16 protein-coding genes are annotated in these 14,518 nt (G+C 57.9%); 5 read left to right on the plus strand and 11 right to left on the minus strand.

Features of this window, described 5'->3' with window-relative positions:
- The 4 genes from aspS to D8U18_RS16945 all read right to left on the minus strand — a co-directional run.
- A partial coding sequence (gene aspS, locus D8U18_RS16930; protein WP_131108054.1) for an aspartate--tRNA ligase occupies nt 1-1,666 on the minus strand: 1,666 nt, incomplete at its 3' end.
- Nucleotides 1,667-1,764: 98 nt separating this feature from the next.
- A complete protein-coding gene (locus tag D8U18_RS16935; protein ID WP_007977333.1) occupies nt 1,765-1,986 on the minus strand; it encodes a zinc ribbon domain-containing protein in 222 nt (73 codons plus the stop codon).
- 136 nt (nt 1,987-2,122) lie between these two features.
- Nucleotides 2,123-2,461 carry a ribbon-helix-helix domain-containing protein gene (locus tag D8U18_RS16940; RefSeq protein WP_056852664.1) on the minus strand — a complete coding sequence of 113 codons (339 nt, stop codon included), beginning with the start codon at nt 2,459-2,461 and terminating at the stop codon, nt 2,123-2,125.
- A 261-nt stretch (nt 2,462-2,722) separates the two neighbouring features.
- The gene (locus D8U18_RS16945) at nt 2,723-3,193 is read right to left on the minus strand and encodes a Dps family protein (protein WP_056852665.1); all 471 of its coding nucleotides are present in this window, start codon (nt 3,191-3,193) and stop codon (nt 2,723-2,725) included.
- Between the two features lie 308 nt (nt 3,194-3,501).
- Here D8U18_RS16945 and D8U18_RS29230 point away from each other — a divergent pair, with 308 nt between their 5' ends.
- Nucleotides 3,502-4,104 carry a cold-shock protein gene (locus D8U18_RS29230; RefSeq protein ID WP_056852666.1) on the plus strand — a complete coding sequence of 201 codons (603 nt, stop codon included), beginning with the start codon at nt 3,502-3,504 and terminating at the stop codon, nt 4,102-4,104.
- 60 nt (nt 4,105-4,164) lie between these two features.
- On the opposite strand, the gene D8U18_RS16955 is transcribed toward D8U18_RS29230, so the two are convergent.
- Both D8U18_RS16955 and D8U18_RS16960 read right to left on the minus strand, forming a co-directional pair.
- On the minus strand, nt 4,165-4,371 hold the full coding sequence (locus tag D8U18_RS16955; protein WP_056852667.1) for a SlyX family protein: 207 nt from the start codon (nt 4,369-4,371) through the stop codon (nt 4,165-4,167).
- Nucleotides 4,372-4,374: 3 nt separating this feature from the next.
- Nucleotides 4,375-4,800, minus strand: coding sequence for an HIT domain-containing protein (locus tag D8U18_RS16960; RefSeq protein WP_056852668.1), 426 nt, complete (start codon nt 4,798-4,800; stop codon nt 4,375-4,377).
- A 910-nt stretch (nt 4,801-5,710) separates the two neighbouring features.
- On the opposite strand from D8U18_RS16960, the gene D8U18_RS16965 reads away from it, so the two are divergent.
- Complete coding sequence (locus D8U18_RS16965) at nt 5,711-7,009, plus strand: OprD family porin (protein WP_056852669.1); 1,299 nt, start codon at nt 5,711-5,713, stop codon at nt 7,007-7,009.
- Nucleotides 7,010-7,218: 209 nt separating this feature from the next.
- Here the strand turns inward: D8U18_RS16965 and D8U18_RS16970 are convergent, their stop codons facing one another.
- A complete protein-coding gene (locus D8U18_RS16970) occupies nt 7,219-8,061 on the minus strand; it encodes a mechanosensitive ion channel family protein (protein WP_056852670.1) in 843 nt (280 codons plus the stop codon).
- Between the two features lie 135 nt (nt 8,062-8,196).
- The gene (locus tag D8U18_RS16975) at nt 8,197-8,682 is read right to left on the minus strand and encodes a YajQ family cyclic di-GMP-binding protein (RefSeq protein ID WP_007977344.1); all 486 of its coding nucleotides are present in this window, start codon (nt 8,680-8,682) and stop codon (nt 8,197-8,199) included.
- Between the two features lie 142 nt (nt 8,683-8,824).
- Here D8U18_RS16975 and D8U18_RS16980 point away from each other — a divergent pair, with 142 nt between their 5' ends.
- From D8U18_RS16980 to D8U18_RS16990, 3 genes are read left to right on the plus strand one after another with little or no spacing between them, the layout of a single operon-like run.
- Nucleotides 8,825-9,742 carry a putative 2-dehydropantoate 2-reductase gene (locus tag D8U18_RS16980; protein ID WP_131108055.1) on the plus strand — a complete coding sequence of 306 codons (918 nt, stop codon included), beginning with the start codon at nt 8,825-8,827 and terminating at the stop codon, nt 9,740-9,742.
- Between the two features lie 45 nt (nt 9,743-9,787).
- Nucleotides 9,788-11,824: a HAMP domain-containing sensor histidine kinase gene (locus D8U18_RS16985; RefSeq protein WP_130905897.1), complete on the plus strand. Its 2,037-nt coding sequence runs from the start codon at nt 9,788-9,790 to the stop codon at nt 11,822-11,824.
- Between the two features lie 2 nt (nt 11,825-11,826).
- Nucleotides 11,827-12,408, plus strand: coding sequence for a cob(I)yrinic acid a,c-diamide adenosyltransferase (locus D8U18_RS16990; protein WP_130905898.1), 582 nt, complete (start codon nt 11,827-11,829; stop codon nt 12,406-12,408).
- Between the two features lie 96 nt (nt 12,409-12,504).
- On the opposite strand, the gene D8U18_RS16995 is transcribed toward D8U18_RS16990, so the two are convergent.
- The 3 genes from D8U18_RS16995 to D8U18_RS17005 form a co-directional block, all read right to left on the minus strand.
- Nucleotides 12,505-13,455: a Nudix family hydrolase gene (locus D8U18_RS16995; RefSeq protein WP_056852674.1), complete on the minus strand. Its 951-nt coding sequence runs from the start codon at nt 13,453-13,455 to the stop codon at nt 12,505-12,507.
- Nucleotides 13,452-14,084: a glutathione S-transferase family protein gene (locus D8U18_RS17000; RefSeq protein WP_056852675.1), complete on the minus strand. Its 633-nt coding sequence runs from the start codon at nt 14,082-14,084 to the stop codon at nt 13,452-13,454. The genes D8U18_RS16995 and D8U18_RS17000 overlap by 4 nt, the downstream gene beginning before the upstream one ends.
- A 92-nt stretch (nt 14,085-14,176) precedes the next feature.
- The coding region (locus D8U18_RS17005; RefSeq protein WP_177435033.1) for a bifunctional ornithine acetyltransferase/N-acetylglutamate synthase at nt 14,177-14,518 on the minus strand (342 nt) is incomplete at its 5' end.

Here is a 14,518-nt window from a genome sequence, read left to right on the forward strand (position 1 = left end):
GGAAGGCGATCACTTCACGGATCGACTGGGCGCCGGTCATCAGCATCACCAGACGATCCAGACCGAAGGCCAGGCCACCGTGCGGCGGCGCGCCGTACTTGAGGGCGTCGAGCAGGAAGCCGAACTTCTCTTCCTGTTCCGCTTCATTGATGCCCAGCAGGCGGAATACCGATTGCTGCATTTCCTTGCGGTGGATACGGATCGAACCGCCACCCAGCTCGGTACCGTTCAACACCATGTCGTAGGCTCGGGACAGCGCACCAGCCGGGTTGGCTTCCAGCTCTGCCGGGGTGCACTTCGGTGCGGTGAACGGGTGGTGCAAAGCGGTGAAGCTGCCGTCGTCGTTCTCTTCGAACATCGGGAAGTCGACGACCCACATCGGCGCCCACTCGCAGGTCAGCAGGTTCAGATCGTTACCTACCTTGATCCGCAGCGCGCCCAGGGCTTCGCTGACGATCTTGGCCTTGTCGGCACCGAAGAACACGATGTCGCCATCGACTGCGCCAACGCGATCGAGGATCACGTTGAGCTTGTCTTCAGGAATGTTCTTCACGATCGGCGATTGCAGACCGTCAACACCGGCCGCGCGCTCGTTGACCTTGATGTACGCCAGGCCCTTGGCACCGTAGATGCCGACGAACTTGGTGTAGTCGTCGATCTTGCTGCGCGGCATGCTCGCCCCGCCCGGAACGCGCAGTGCGGCAACGCGGCATTTCGGATCGTTGGCCGGACCGCTGAATACCTTGAAATCGACTTCTTTGAGTTGATCGGCAACGTCAACCAGTTCCAGCGGGTTACGCAGGTCTGGCTTGTCGGAACCGTAGCGGCGCATGGCTTCTTCGAAGGTCATGTGCGGGAAATCACCGAATTCCAGATCCAGCACTTCCTTGAACAGGTTGCGGATCATGGCTTCGGTCAGGCCCATGATGTCTTTTTCATCGAGGAAGCTGGTCTCGATGTCGATCTGGGTGAATTCCGGCTGACGGTCGGCACGCAGGTCTTCGTCGCGGAAGCACTTGGCGATCTGGTAGTAACGGTCGAAGCCGGCCACCATCAGCAGCTGTTTGAACAGCTGTGGCGATTGCGGCAAGGCGAAGAACGAACCGGCGTGAGTACGGCTTGGCACCAGGTAGTCGCGGGCACCTTCCGGGGTAGCGCGGGTCAGGATCGGCGTCTCGACGTCGAGGAAGCCGTTTTCGTCAAGGAAGCGACGGATGCTGGTGGTCATGCGCGAACGCAGACGCAGCTTCTCGGCCATTTCCGGGCGACGCAGGTCGAGGAAGCGGTAGCGCAGACGGGTTTCTTCGCCGACGTCGGAGAACTCGTTCAACGGGAACGGCGGGGTTTCCGATTCGTTCAGCACTTCCAGTTCATAGCCCAGGACTTCGATCATGCCCGACGCCATGTTGGCATTGGTGGCACCGGCCGGACGCAGGCGGACCTTACCGGTGATCTTCACGACGAATTCGCTGCGCACGCGATCAGCGGCGGCGAAGCTCTCAGCGCGGTCCGGATCGAACACCACCTGGGCCAGACCGTCACGATCACGGATATCGAGGAAAATCACCCCACCGTGGTCACGGCGACGATGAACCCATCCGCAAAGGGTAATTTCCTGGCCTTCCAGGCTTTCGTTCAGTTGGCCGCAATAATGGCTGCGCATCATGGTAGTGGTTTCGCTTCTCGTAATTCGAAATTCGGTTGCAGGCCTCGCATACATAGGGTGCGAGGGCTCGCGCGTGTCGTTCAAGCCAGGCTCTGAACCTAGTCAGCTTTGTCGCCGCCGGCCAGATTTTTCTTGGAACCGGTCTTGAAATCAGTCTCGTACCAGCCGGTGCCGCTGAGGCGGAAACCCGGCATGGACAGCATCTTTTTCAGCTCTGGCGCCTGGCAGGCAGGGCAGTCGACCAGCGGTGCATCGCTGATCTTTTGAATGGCTTCCAACTGATGACCACAGGAAGCACATTGGTAATCGTACATCGGCATGGGGGTTGTCTCGGCGATCAGATTGCTACCGCACACGCTGGGTTTTGCGGCAAAGAGCGGGATTATATCCATTAAATGAAGCCTGTGCAGCCGTAAGACTGCACAGATCGACACGCAATCCTTTCAGCGCCACCGGTCAAGCCATGCCCCTGCAATTCCCGCCCTTGAGACTGTGCACGACACAGACCACCCGCACCAACCCGCTGAAGTTCTTCACCCCGCCATGACGCAAGTGCACCTCGCGATCAAGGTGGGACAACAGTGCACTGACTGAACAGCAGTTGGCTTTGGCCATCTGGGCCAAGATATCCCAGTAAACCTGCTCCAGCCGCATACACGTTGCAAAACCATTCAAACGCACCGATCGGGACAACGGCTGAACCAGCCCCATATCGAATTCACTGACAAACGGATCAATCCTTGAGTCTTTAACCGGACCGCTCCACCCTTCGTTTCGCCTCTCTCCATAAACCATAACGCTGACACTCCTTTGCCATATCTGGTTTCCATAAGCGCAATCTGTGTGCTTATAAAACCGCGAGGACAACGTTATATCCAGATGACTTTTTGCCCATCCGCGTAGGAGAAGCCAACAGTTGAGGGGAGATCATGGAGCGCGTCCTACTCCGGAGCTTTTCCTACAATTGGTAGCGAAGACTCATTCAAGCATCACGCACTTTCGAGGGAGACAAACGCGCGAACAGCACTCACCCCGTGCCGTTCGCGCGCCCGGATGTTACTGGTCCAGCAGTGCGCGCAACATCCACGCGGTTTTCTCGTGAACCTGCATACGCTGGGTCAGAAGATCGGCTGTCGGCTCGTCGCTGACCTTGTCCAGCAACGGGAAGATGCCGCGAGCGGTGCGTGTTACAGCTTCCTGGCCTTCGACCAACTGCCTGATCATGTCTTCGGCAGCAGGCACGCCCTCCTCCTCTTTGATGGAAGACAGCCGCGCATAAACGGCGTAGGCACCGGGTGCCGGAAATCCGAGTGCACGGATCCGCTCGGCAATCGAATCGACCGCCAGGGCCAATTCGTTGTATTGCTCCTCGAACATCAGGTGCAGGGTCCGGAACATCGGCCCGGTGACGTTCCAGTGGAAGTTATGGGTTTTCAAATAAAGTACGTAGGTGTCCGACAACAGGCGCGAGAGCCCCTCGACGATGGACTTGCGATCCTCTTCACTGATACCGATATCGATTGCCATGTTTTTCCCCTAAAGGTGATGAACTTCATCCAACAGGTGCAGGACCACTCTAGCAAGCCTGTCGTCGCATCGCAGCCCTGGATTGCCCGGGGTCCCGCGACAAATCGTCCCCGACACACCGCTGGACGCCCTGATTTGAGTAGCCTGCGGCTTTGCTGTTAAATAGACATCGTGTCGTGGGTGCCTATTTTTCCGGGTGCCGCGCATAGGCTGATATCGGGTACGTGTCCAACGCCTCCTATTGTTCTGAAGCGAACCGTGCCTCGTCAGCTCTTCCTTGTGAGCCGTCTTAACGTGAGTCAATCAAAATGTTGAAAATCGTCCACCTGCTAATAGGTGCAGCGGCCTTGCTGCTGTCCTTCATCCCTAGCCTGCGATCCGAAGCCGTACCTTACCTGCAACAACCCGATGCTCTGTACCTGGCCTTTTTCGGCCTGCTTAACCTCACCCTCGCGCCTGTCATCCCCTACTGGAACAAAGGCCCGCGTCATCAACTGCAAAACCTGGTCAGCGCCCTGCTGGTACTGGCTGTCGTTCTGCAAACCCTGACGCTGATCGCGCCGATGCCTGTCATCGCCGGTCAACCTGCCGTTCTGTTCAGCCTGGTCGCCGCTCTGGTTGCGGTTTTTCTGCACCTGGCCATCAGCTTCTACAAATCGTCACCGGCTGCCGCTTCGCCAAGCTACGACATGAGCAACCGCGATACCGGAACCGTCAAGTGGTTCAACACCTCCAAAGGCTTCGGCTTTATCTCCCGCGACTCCGGTGACGATATTTTCGTGCACTTCCGGGCCATTCGCGGTGAAGGCCATCGCGTCCTGGTCGAAGGCCAGCGCGTGGAGTTCTCTGTCATGAATCGTGACAAGGGCCTGCAAGCCGAAGATGTGATCGCCGCTCTGCCTCGCCGCTGATACAAGGCGTAAAAAAACCGCGAACAGCCTGGCTGCTCGCGGTTTTTTATTGCCTGCCACTCAGTAATGCGGCGGCGGCGCCTCTTCCTCGAAAGACTCGAACTGACCGGCCATTTCTTCCTGGCGCTTGAGCAATGCGGCCATCTGCAACTGCAGGCGCTCGACTGCGCGCTGCTGCGCTGCCAGCACGTCGTTCAACGACTGGATGGTGTCATCCTGAAACGCCAATTGACTCTCCAGATCGGTAACACGATTTTCCAGGCTCATGATTCAACCCTCCACGAAGGTGAAATCGTCGGTCAGCACCAGACGCAGACGCTCACGAATGGCCTCGACCTGCTCTGCATTGTAAGGCCTGGCCGGATGTTTACCCCAGATCGGCGCGGGCCAGGCGGCGTCATCCCGCTTGCGCACGATCACATGCATATGCAACTGACTGACGACATTGCCCAACGCCGCGACGTTGAGTTTATCGGCGTCGAATGAATCCTTGAGCAACTCGGCCAGCGCAGTCGTTTCCTGCCACAGCTGCTGCTGATCGGCGACATCCAACTGAAATATCTCGCTGATATCGTCGCGGCGAGGCACCAGGATGAACCAGGGATAGTTCGAATCGTTGGACAGCAGCAGCCGGCAAAGCGGGAAATCACCGATCGGTAGCGTGTCCTGTTGAAGTATTGGATCTAAAGCGAACACAGCGCGCACTCCCGTCAGGTCATCAATTTCAGCTTAGCGCCCATCCCGAGAGATGTTGCACCAAGCGACTGGACGGCAGCATACCTGCGAACGTCGCAGGCTTCACGACGAACCCTGATGCAAACTCTCGAGGTCCTGATATGGACGCTCCTACGCTCCGAGATGAAACACTTGCTGGCGAAACGCACCAGTACCGAACCGGCAGCCCCGCAAAATGCGCTGAAATGACCGAAAAGCCTCATCAGCTCCTGGGTGACAGGCCGCGATGCTGTATGGATTCAGTACAGCAAATAAAAATTTTTGCACCAAAACCGCACAGTGTGTCTACGCTGACTACTTCGCATATCCGCCAATTACTCAACGGCGGGGTGAACCGGTAACATTTTTGGTTGTCACGCGGCGGTAACAGTATGGTCAACACCATGCGATGGATGGCGTCAAGCCTCACCTACAGCAGGATGAGACCCCCGGATTCATGAGGTTTTACGGCATCGGCCAGCAATGCAGAAAAAAATATCCATGGAATTCTGATTTGTGCACGCTTGTTGCATTCACACCCACATCGTCTATAAGGCTCAGCTGGAAGCGGGAACCTTGAGACTAAATAAAACAGCGGCAGGGTAGCCCGATGGAGATTCAAACGTTTCACCAGGGACTCTTTTTACCGATGCTCAACCCCAACAAAACAGCGTTAAAGTTGTGTCTCCGGTTGCATCGGGGCTGTAAATTTGCGACATCTAGCAAGCTGTTAGCGACAGGGTCGTAAAGAAGCTGAAAGGTTAGATGCGCAAGTATCGCCAACATTGTCGGCGTGATATAAGTTTGCGCCGACACAAAAAGAAAGAGCCGCCCAGATAATAAAACAGGTGGAGCGGCAGTACTCTTCTAAAAACCAAAGGAGCAAATCACGATGCGCGTGATGAAGTGGAGCATGATCGCACTGGCTGTTGCAGCTGGTACCTCGCAGTTCGCAGTGGCGTCCTCGCAGGACGAGTCCAAAGGTTTTCTGGAAGACCAAAGCCTTAAACTCAAAACCCGTCTTGAGTACATGAACCGCGACTTCCGCAATGGTGCCGGTAACATTCGCGAAGAAGATGGTGGTTTCAAAAGTGGCTACCGCCAGGATACCGGTATCAGCCAGCTGCTGAGCTACGAATCGGGCTACACCCAAGGCACTATCGGCGTCGGCCTCGATGCGATGATAATGGGTACTGCCAAACTCGACGGCGGCTCGGGTCGTGCCGGTAACGGCCTGTTCGCTACCGACAGCGACGGCAACCCAGAAAAAAGCCAGGGCAAAAGCGGCGCAGCCGTTAAGTTCCGCCTCTCCGACACCACACTGAAATACGGCCGTCAATTCGTTGCCAGCCCAGTCTTCGCTACCGACGACAGCCGTTTGCTGCCAGAAGTCGCAGAAGGCACCTTGCTCACCAGCAAAGAAATCAAAGGCCTGGAACTCAGCGCCGGTCGTTTCACTGCTCTGAGCTCGCAAACCGGGATGGGCAAAGACACCATCAACGGCAAGCACACCCCAGGCCTGACCAGTGCCAACATCGCTGGCGCGACCTACCAGTTCACCGATAACTTCGTTGCCGGCATCGCTGCTTCCGACGTTGATGACTACTTCAAGAAGCAATACATCAACGCCAACTACACCTTCCCGATCAATGACGATCAGTCGCTGAACTTCGACTTCAACGCCTATCGCACCAAAGATCAGGGCCAGGCGCTGTACGGCGAGCTGGACAACAAACTGTGGAGCCTTGCAGCAGCTTACGCCCTGGGCGCGCACAAATTCACCCTGGCATTCCAGCGCTCCTCCGGTGATACCAACTACCTGTATGGCGTAGACGGTAACAGCACGATCTTCGTATCCAACTCCATCCAGATCTCCGACTTCATCGGCGTCGAAGAAAAATCCTGGCAGGGTCGCTACGACCTGAACATGACCGAATACGGCGTTCCAGGCTTGAGCTTCATGGCCCGTTACGTATACGGTGACAACATCGAAACATCCGAGGGCACCGAAGGTAAGGAACACGAGTTCAACTTCGAGACCAAATACGTTTTGCAAGAAGGTCCAGCCAAAGACCTGTCCTTCCGCCTGCGTAGCGCAATCTACCGTGCAAACGGCGCGTACAACACCGATTACACCGCAGACAACAACGACGTACGTCTGATCGTTGAGTACCCGCTGAGCATCCTGTAATCAGGGTGTAAAACCGGAAGTACTGTAGATCAAAAAACGCTCACCTTTTCAGGTGGGCGTTTTTTTATGCCTGCCATACACTGATCACGCCAGCAAACAACTTCCGCGAATAACATTAGTACTTTTTTCAATGAACCGATCAAAAGTCACAAAAAAGCCCGAGAGACTATCAATCCCTCGGGCTCATGTAACAACTAATGAAACCAGGCTTACTGTACTGCTGCTTCCTGAACCACACGAACAACCCGCTGTGGAAACGGAATGTCGATACCGGCCTTTTTCAAACGATCACGGGATTGTTCGTTGAACATGAACATCACATCCCAGTAATCCGCAGTTTTAACCCATACACGCAGGGAAACAGTGATCGCACTGTCACCCAGTGTCGAAATAACGGCCTCAGGCTTCGGATCAGTCAATACGCGCGGGTCTTTTGCCAGATCCAGTAACACTTCACGGGCTTTCTGCAGGTCCGCCTCGTAATCAACCCCCACATCAAACACCACTTTGCGGGTTGGCTGGCGGTTGGTATTGGTGATGATGCCGTTCGACAGGTTACCGTTTGGCACGATGATGGTTTTGTTATCACCCGTGCGCAGCACCGTGTGGAAAATCTGGATGCTATCAACCGTACCGGCCACACCTTGTGCTTCGATCCAGTCGCCAATACGGAATGGACGGAACAACAGAATCAACACGCCACCCGCGAAGTTCGCCAGGCTACCCTGCAAGGCCAGACCGATGGCCAGGCCCGCCGCACCGATGGCAGCCACGAACGAGGTGGTTTCCACACCGATCATCGACGCCACGCTAACGATCAGCAGAATTTTCAGAATGATGTTGGCCAGGCTGCTGATGAAGCCTTGCAGCGCCAGGTCGGCATTGCGCAATGCAATCAGGCCGCCGAGCTTCTGCGTCACCTTGTTGATCAGCCACCAACCGATGGCCAGCGTGATCACCGCCAACAGCACGCGGCTGCCGTATTCCATGATCATCGGGATCCAGGCTTGGGATGCCTTGACCAGGTTATCCACTTCAGCATTCAAATCCATGTACGTTCTCCTGACATGCGGCTATCCGGCACGCGAAAAAATAGCGGCAGAAAGACCGACCCGGTGTGGATCAATCGTTTCTGCCGTTGCTTGGGCCTCGGACGCCGAAAACGCCGAGAGGTTCCCGCGTGCGGATCAGTCGCGGAAGTTGTTGAACTGCAGCGGCATGCCGAATTCCTTGGCGCGCAGTACGGCGATGGCTTCCTGCAGATCGTCACGTTTCTTGCCGGTGATGCGCACTTGCTCGCCCTGAATGGCGGCCTGCACTTTCAATTTGGCGTCTTTGACGTGAGCGACGATTTTCTTCGCCAGCTCTTTGTCGATGCCTTCCTTGAGGACGGCTTCCTGCTTCATCAACTTGCCCGAAGCAAATGCATCCTTGACCTCAAGGCACTGCACGTCGATCTTGCGCTTGACCAGCGCCAGCTTGAGGATCTCAATCATCGCTTCGAGCTGGAAATCGGCTTCAGCGGTCAGATTGACGGTCAGGTCCTTTTCCTTGAACTCGAAGCTGCCCTTGCCTTTCAGGTCGTAGCGACGATCGAGTTCCTTGACGGCGTTCTCGACCGCGTTGGTGACTTCGTGTTTGTCCAGTTCGGATACCACGTCGAACGACGGCATGTAATCTCTCCATTAAATAGGGGGCGCTCGATCAAGAAGGAGCACACCTGGCTTGCGGTAAAAATCCGCGCTGATTATAACGGGTCTTTCCGATCATTCACTGCGAGCCGTCCATGCGCGCGTCAAACAGAGCAAAAAGCTGATGTCCACTACCTGGCATGTACTCGGCGCCGGCAGTCTCGGTACTTTATGGGCCACTCGCCTGGCACGGGCCGGGTTGCCGGTGCGGCTGATCCTGCGCGACGCCCGGCGTTTGCGGGCCTATGAAACGGCGGGTGGACTGACGCTGGTCGAGCATGGCGCAGCGCAGCACTACCCGATACCTGCCGAAACACCCGATGGTAAAGAGCCGATCGATCGATTGCTGGTGGCCTGCAAGGCCTACGACGCCGAACACGCCGTAGCGCAACTGGCGCCACGCCTGGCTCCCGGCGCCGAATTGATCCTGTTGCAGAACGGCCTCGGCAGCCAGGACGCCGTAGCGGCACAAGTGCCGCAGGCGCGCTGCATTTATGCCTCCAGCACCGAAGGCGCGTTTCGCGATGGCGACTGGCGCGTGGTGTTCGCCGGACACGGGTTTACCTGGCTGGGGGATGCCGGTCATCCCGTCGCACCAACCTGGCTTGAAGAATTGAACAGCGCCGGTATTCCCCATGAATGGAGTACCGAGATACTCACCAGGCTGTGGCGAAAACTGGCACTCAATTGCGCCATCAATCCACTGACTGTGCTGCACGATTGCCGTAATGGTGGTTTGCAGGAGCACCATTGTGAAGTCGCCACCCTCTGCGGTGAACTCACCGAACTGCTTGAGCGCTGCGGTCAACCGGCAGCAGCTGAAAACCTGCAACAGGAAGTCGAACGGGTGATTCATGCCACGGCGGCCAATTACTCGTCGATGTACCAGGATGTCAGCCATCGGCGTCGGACCGAAATCAGCTACCTGCTGGGCCATGCCTGCAAAATCGCGGCTCGACATCAATTGAATCTGCCACACCTCAATCAACTGCAACAGCGCCTGATCACCCGTCTGCACAGCCTTGGATTGCCCAGCGACTGAGCAGCGGCTACGCTGGCCACTTGTTCCTTTGCAGCGATAAACCTGATGCCATTGCGCCAGCGCCTTGAAAACCTGCCGGTCGGCCAGAAACTCCTGGCCGCCCTGTTGGTGCTGTTGACCACTGTTTTGCTGGTCGCCAACCTGACCTTTATCAGCGCCGCGTATTACATTTCCCAGGAAAGCATGGCGCCCCAGGCGTTGCAGACCATCGGACGCCTGGTGTCCAATCCGAGCCTGATTTCCGAAGCACTGACTTCGCCGCAAAGCGCTCAACGCCTGCTCGACGAACTCAACAGCTACTCACCCTTGCGCGCCGCTGCACTATATGACGGCAAGGGTGAACGCCTGGCACAGTTGCAGCATGGCGATCACCTGAGTCTGCCAAAAAAATACGGGCATATCGAATCCTGGCAGGCCACCGAATTTCGCAGCAATCAAGTCATCACCCTGCCCCGCCCAGGTGCCGCGCCGGGCCACTTGCTGTTGGTGGCCAGCAGCGAACTGCCGATGGCGTTTTATACCGGGACCCTGACTGCCAGCCTCGGGATCCTGATTTTCAGTGTCCTGCTTTGGCTGGTCATCGCAAGGCAGATCAAACGCCTGATCACCCGGCCAATCCATCAACTCGAAGAGCTTTCCCGACAGGTGACCCGGGAAGAGAACTACGCCCTGCGTGCCTCACGGGGCAACCACGATGAAATCGGCAGCCTCGCCGAAGCGTTCAATACCATGCTGTCACGCATTGAAGCGCGGGAGCAGCAGCTCAAACGCGCACGGGACGACTCCCAGGCGGCCTATGACCAGGCTCAGGGCCTGGCCGAGGAAACCCGCCACACCAATCGCAAACTGGAGCTCGAAGTCCAGGTGCGCAGCAAGATCGAGAAGAAACTCACCGGCTTCCAGAACTACCTCAACAGCATCATCGACTCCATGCCATCGGCGCTGATCGCGCTCGACGAACAGCTTTACGTGACGCAGTGGAATCAGGAAGCCAGTGCCCTGTCCGGCACTCGCCTGGATGAAGCCTTGAACCAGCCGATCTTCCTCGCCTTCGAGCCGCTCAAGCCGTTTTTGCCGCAACTCAAGCAAACGGTCGAGCAACATACCGTAGCCAAAATCGAACGCGTGACCTGGATCAAAGACGATGAGCCGCGCCATTACGCCCTGACTTTCTACCCGCTGATGGGCGGTGCCGGGCGTGGCGTGGTGATACGAATCGACGACATCACCCAACGCCTGTCCCTGGAAGAAATGATGGTGCAGTCGGAAAAAATGCTCTCCGTCGGTGGCCTCGCCGCTGGCATGGCCCATGAGATCAATAATCCGCTTGGTGCGATCCTGCACAACGTGCAGAACATTCGCCGCCGCCTGTCCCCCGAACTGCCAAAAAACCTGGAGCAGGCCGAACACATAGGCGTTGAGCTGTCGACGGTCAATCAATACCTGCAAGCCCGGGAAGTGCCGCAGCTACTCGACGGCATTCAGCAGGCCGGCGCCCGCGCGGCGAAAATTGTCACCCACATGCTCAGTTTCAGCCGCCGCAGTACCCGGCAAATGGCCCCGTGCGATCTGCCGGCACTGATCGATCAGGCGGTGGAAATCGCCGGTAACGACTTCGACCTGGCCATCGGTTTCGACTTCAAGGGCCAGGCCATCATCCGCCAGTTCGACCCCGCGCTCGGCCCGGTACCCGGCACCGCCAACGAACTGGAGCAAGTGTTGCTCAACCTGTTGAAAAACGCCGCCCAGGCCATTCACCAGCGTGAAGACGATAGCGAGCCGGGGCGGATCATTCTCCGCACCCGGCTCAATCCGCCCTGGGCGGAGATTCAGGTCGAGGACAATGGCATCGGCATGAGCGAAAGCGTGCGCAAACGGACCTTCGAACCGTTTTTCACCACCAAGGAAATCGGCCAGGGCACCGGTCTCGGGTTGTCGGTTTCGTACTTCATCATCACCAATAACCATAAAGGGCAGATGGAAGTGCAATCGACCCTCGGCCAAGGCACCTGCTTCACCTTGCGCTTGCCACTGGCGGGCACCCCGCTCGTCTCCCAGGAATTCAACCAGCTTACGAGGTAACCATGGGCTTTCGCTTGTCGAAGATTTACACCCGCACTGGCGACAAAGGCGAAACCGGCCTGGGCGATGGACGCCGCGTACCCAAGGACCATCCACGGATCGAGGCCATTGGCGAGGTCGACACGTTGAACAGTCAGGTCGGCGTTTTGCTGGCCGGGCTTGCAGCGGAATGTGAAGAGTATCCGCGGCTGAGCGAAGTGATCGAGGTGTTGGCGCCCTGTCAGCATCGGCTGTTCGACCTTGGCGGCGAGTTGGCGATGCCGGCGTACCAGGCATTGAACGTGGCGGAAATCGAACGCCTTGAAGCGGCGATCGATGTATGGAATGAAGAATTGGGACCGCTGGAGAACTTCATTCTGCCGGGTGGTTCGGCGTTAATTGCCCAAGCCCACGTATGCCGCAGCCTGGCACGCAGTGCCGAGCGGCGTTGTCAGCAGTTGAATGCGATTGAGCCGTTGGCCGGGGTTGGCCTGGCGTACATCAATCGGTTGTCGGATTTGCTGTTTGTGGTGGCCAGGTTGATTGCCAAGAGGCAAGGCGTTGCGGAGATTCTTTGGCAACCGGCGGCGAAGCCTGGGGATTAAGCGGCGCCTGCCGGCCGCCATCGCGGGCAAGCCTTGCTCCTACAGGATTTCGCGTGAACCTGTAGGAGCGAGGCTTGCCCGCGAAGGGTCCACCAACTACACCGAAGAATCAGGCCAGAAAGCCCGAATCCCAGCAACACCCTGCGCACCCGCCGCCCAGGCTTGCTGAACCTGCGCAGGCCCGACACCACCGAGCAAAAACACCGGTTTGCTGAAGCCTTCGATCAAGGTCGAAGCCTGCTCCCAACCCAGCGGCTCAGCCCCCGGATGCGTCAGCGTCGGCTGCACCGGCGACAAGGTCACGAAGTCCACGCCCATTGCTTCGGCCAACGCCAGTTCTTCGGCGTTATGGCAGGACGCGGCCAGCCAGCGCGAAGCCGGCAATGGCCGGCCGGCAGCCGCATACTTGCGCAGCTGCGCCGAAGTGATGTGCCAACCGGCGGCAGGAAAATCGCCCAGCCACTCGAACGGCCCCTTGATCATCAACTGCGCCTTGCCGGCACACAGCCCTACCGCATCAACGGCCAGGTCGCGATACTTCGGATCGTAACCGTTCGGTGCGCGCAACTGGATCAGCTTGATGCCGCCGGCAATGGCTTTCTGAATTCCGCGCAGCAAGGCCGGGGTTTCCAGATCTTCCGGGGTGATCAGGTACTGCTCGGGCAACCGGGCAGCCGCGACTATCGGCCGGTTGGCTTCGGGAAACTCGTAACTCGACAACTCACGAGCACTGACCCAGGCCAATGGCTGACCCTCAGCACCGTGTGGCTCACCGCTGAACGCCGAAACCTCCCAGACGTCGAGCAATACCTGCTTGTCCGGATAATCGTGGCGAACCTTGATCAACGGGCGCGCTGCACTGACGACAATGCCCAGTTCCTCATGAAGTTCGCGGGCCAGCGCGGTTTCCACCGATTCGTCGGCCTCGACCTTGCCACCGGGAAACTCCCACAATCCGCCCTGGTGCTGGGTATCGGCACGGCGGGCAATCAGGATCTTGCCGCTGTTATCACGGATAACGGCAGCGGCTACATGAACTCGTTTCACCGCTCGATTTCCTCCAGTCCGGCCTTCTGCCAGGCCTTGAATGCTGGCCATTGGTAGAGGGTTTCAACATAGGCTTCGTCCACCGCGGACAGTTTCACCCGATAGGTGCGCAGTCGTACGGCGATCGGCGCAAAGAACGCATCGGCCAAGGTAATGCGACCAAACAGGTAAGGACCGGTTTCGGTCGCGGCAGCACGGCACTCGGCCCACAACGCCGCCATGCGCTCGATATCCGCCTGCACGTCCGCCGGGAGCGGCGACAGCGGCGCGTCATGACTGAGGTCGAACGGCATGTTGCCACGCATGGCGAAGAAGCCGCTGTGCATTTGCGCACACGCCGCACGCGCCTGGGCACGGGCCGCGGTGTCTGTTGGCCACAGCTTGGCTTCAGGGAATTGTTCGGCCAGGTATTCAGCAATCGCCAGGGAGTCGGCGATGGTGCCGTGCTCGGTTTTCAGCAGCGGGACTTTGCCGGTCGGCGAATGCTTGAGCACACGCTCGCGGGTGTCGGGCTGGTTCAGTTTGATCAGTTCTTCGGTGTAGGAAGCGCCGGTCAGATCAAGCGCCAGGGCGCCGCGCAGGGACCAGGAGGAAAGCAGTTTGTCGCCGATGATCAGGTGAAGGCTCATGTTCGGGACCTTTGATGAAGGGGACAGGCCAAATCTCTAGCATCTGGTCGCCCCTAATCGCGGGCTTGCCCGCGATTAGGGGCGACCCGCTCTTAAGTACGATACTCGGCGTTGATCTTCACGTACTCGTGGGACAGGTCGGTGGTCCAGATGGTTTCGCTGCAATCGCCGCGGCCCAATTCGATACGGATGGTGATTTCTTCCTGCTGCATGACTGCCGCGCCCTGGGCTTCAGTGTAGGTCGCGGCGCGCGCGCCACGGCTGGCGATGCAAACGTCACCGAGGAACACGTCGATCTTGCTCACGTCCAGATTCGGTACGCCGGCGCGGCCGACGGCAGCCAGAATTCGGCCCCAGTTCGGGTCGGAAGCGAACAGCGCGGTCTTGATCAGCGGCGAGTGGGCCACGGTGTAACCGACGTCCAGGCACTCCTG

This window comes from Pseudomonas sp. Sample_10 (assembly GCF_004321495.1).
Classification (GTDB): Bacteria; Pseudomonadota; Gammaproteobacteria; order Pseudomonadales; family Pseudomonadaceae; genus Aquipseudomonas.

Excerpts from the sequence above, each read along its gene's own strand:
- D8U18_RS16970 (WP_056852670.1), bottom strand. The coding sequence starts at position 8,061 with ATGGATTTGAATGCTGAAGTGGATAACCTGGTCAAGGCATCCCAAGCC.
- D8U18_RS16945 (WP_056852665.1), bottom strand. The coding sequence starts at position 3,193 with ATGGCAATCGATATCGGTATCAGTGAAGAGGATCGCAAGTCCATCGTC.
- D8U18_RS16955 (WP_056852667.1), bottom strand. The coding sequence starts at position 4,371 with ATGAGCCTGGAAAATCGTGTTACCGATCTGGAGAGTCAATTGGCGTTT.
- D8U18_RS16980 (WP_131108055.1), top strand. The coding sequence starts at position 8,825 with ATGTCCACTACCTGGCATGTACTCGGCGCCGGCAGTCTCGGTACTTTA.
- D8U18_RS16965 (WP_056852669.1), top strand. The coding sequence starts at position 5,711 with ATGCGCGTGATGAAGTGGAGCATGATCGCACTGGCTGTTGCAGCTGGT.
- D8U18_RS16940 (WP_056852664.1), bottom strand. The coding sequence starts at position 2,461 with ATGGTTTATGGAGAGAGGCGAAACGAAGGGTGGAGCGGTCCGGTTAAA.
- D8U18_RS16990 (WP_130905898.1), top strand. The coding sequence starts at position 11,827 with ATGGGCTTTCGCTTGTCGAAGATTTACACCCGCACTGGCGACAAAGGC.
- D8U18_RS16935 (WP_007977333.1), bottom strand. The coding sequence starts at position 1,986 with ATGCCGATGTACGATTACCAATGTGCTTCCTGTGGTCATCAGTTGGAA.
- D8U18_RS16975 (WP_007977344.1), bottom strand. The coding sequence starts at position 8,682 with ATGCCGTCGTTCGACGTGGTATCCGAACTGGACAAACACGAAGTCACC.
- D8U18_RS29230 (WP_056852666.1), top strand. The coding sequence starts at position 3,502 with ATGTTGAAAATCGTCCACCTGCTAATAGGTGCAGCGGCCTTGCTGCTG.
- D8U18_RS16985 (WP_130905897.1), top strand. The coding sequence starts at position 9,788 with ATGCCATTGCGCCAGCGCCTTGAAAACCTGCCGGTCGGCCAGAAACTC.
- D8U18_RS17000 (WP_056852675.1), bottom strand. The coding sequence starts at position 14,084 with ATGAGCCTTCACCTGATCATCGGCGACAAACTGCTTTCCTCCTGGTCC.